3 protein-coding genes are annotated in these 1,391 nt (G+C 52.1%); 2 read left to right on the top strand and 1 reads right to left on the bottom strand.

Features of this window, described 5'->3' with window-relative positions; genetic code table 11:
• Positions 1-114 precede the first annotated feature (114 nt).
• Positions 115-219, top strand: coding sequence for a hypothetical protein (locus MF6396_RS29685; RefSeq protein WP_443217224.1), 105 nt, complete (start codon positions 115-117; stop codon positions 217-219).
• A 1-nt stretch (position 220) separates the two neighbouring features.
• Positions 221-751, top strand: a complete 531-nt coding sequence (locus MF6396_RS28055; RefSeq protein ID WP_078482018.1) for a contact-dependent growth inhibition system immunity protein — start codon at positions 221-223, stop codon at positions 749-751.
• Between the two features lie 58 nt (positions 752-809).
• Here the strand turns inward: MF6396_RS28055 and MF6396_RS28050 are convergent, their stop codons facing one another.
• Positions 810-1,157, bottom strand: a complete 348-nt coding sequence (locus MF6396_RS28050) for a helix-turn-helix transcriptional regulator (RefSeq protein WP_218568499.1) — start codon at positions 1,155-1,157, stop codon at positions 810-812.
• Positions 1,158-1,391: the final 234 nt, after the last annotated feature.

The raw sequence follows: 1,391 nt of genomic DNA, 5'->3' as shown, positions 1-1,391 counted from the left end.
GGTCAGGCCGGACGCGTAACTGGGAACCGATCGGCACCGTGTTGTTGAACCCGGATCGAGAGCAACAGAACGAGAAAATGGCGGCATAGTTAGACGGTTGACGCGACAACTACCTTGAAAAATGCCGCCACGACTAGCGCTCAATGGGAACAAATCAATAGAGCCATTGAATATGGTCAGAGCAAAGGCATTACGGTAAAAATTACCAAGGTGAATTAAGATGAACGATGTCGTGAAAACAGCCTGGGCGGATGCAGGAGTCAATAAGGAATTTATTTACGTTAAAACTTATTCTGGCTATCGGAGTAGTCGAGCTGATCCACAGGGTGTCGAGCATCACGCCAGCCCTGAAATCAGTGATCAAGAGTTAGGTGTTGTGGTATTGGATGCGTTGGCCCATAGCCGATTTGTGCTTCCCGAGCCGCGTAAGGATGTTTGGATTCATCCTGAAGCTACGTTTGATATGGATTTATACGACTACGACTTGACCAGTCAACGATATGATCAATGGGTTGGCAGTACTTTGGAGCGCTATAGCTACAAGAATAAGCGTGCATTATTTAAAGATATGAAAAAATGCAGTATCGAAAGTAAGGGGGACCAGATAACTATTCGTCCTAGCCATCACGAAAAGCTAGAAGCCTGGAGTGGTAAGGGACTAAGTGAGAGTGACTATGTCATTATCCCCAGCGGTAGTAGTCCTTCCGATGTAGGTGCGGCCTTACGCTTGGCTTTTAGTCGGTGCACCTAATGTGTAGAGGTTTCGAGTTGATCTGACACCGGCCTCGTGCCGGTGTTTTTTTATCTGCTTACTGCAAAACCTCCCGTCCTTCGCTGCTCGCTTTAGTCGTGGCCTGAGCGATCAGGGCATCAAGCATCTGCGCAACGAATTTCTGTTGGCTCTTGGGTAGTTGGTCGATGGCCTCCAATTGCTGCTGCCATTTCGGAGCCGGGCCACGCTTACGCACAGTGGTTTCCTGCTGCTGACCAAACAGTTCTTCGAGTGTGGTCGAAAGCAGCCGGGCCAGCTCCGGCAACGCCGCTACCTGGATACGCCGCTTGCCGGATTCATAGGCTTGGATGGTCTGCTGAGACACTCCCAGCCGTTCAGCCAGTTGGGTTTGGGTGATGCCGTGTTCTTTGCGCAGGCGGGCAATGCGTTCGCCCTAGGCAATGAAAAATACACGTTCTTCGCTGGTGATGCTCATGGCTGTCGCCGACGAGTTCTGTAATAGGCAAAAAAAGCAACACAAAGACCGAGAAGCAGCACGACAGCGTGCGCCAGCAGGCGGCCGAACTGACTGCCGGCGGCTCGCTCAGCATCGAGGCCGGCGACAACCTGCTGATGGTTGCCAGCAAGGCCACGGCGGGCGGCGAGGCCTACATCTCCG

Source organism: Pseudomonas sp. MF6396 (genome assembly GCF_002018915.1).
GTDB lineage: Bacteria > Pseudomonadota > Gammaproteobacteria > Pseudomonadales > Pseudomonadaceae > Aquipseudomonas > Aquipseudomonas palmensis.
Note: the sequence above shows the minus strand (reverse complement) of the source record. Positions and strands in the feature narration are given on the sequence as shown.

Excerpts from the sequence above, each read along its gene's own strand:
- MF6396_RS28055 (WP_078482018.1), top strand. The coding sequence starts at position 221 with ATGAACGATGTCGTGAAAACAGCCTGGGCGGATGCAGGAGTCAATAAG.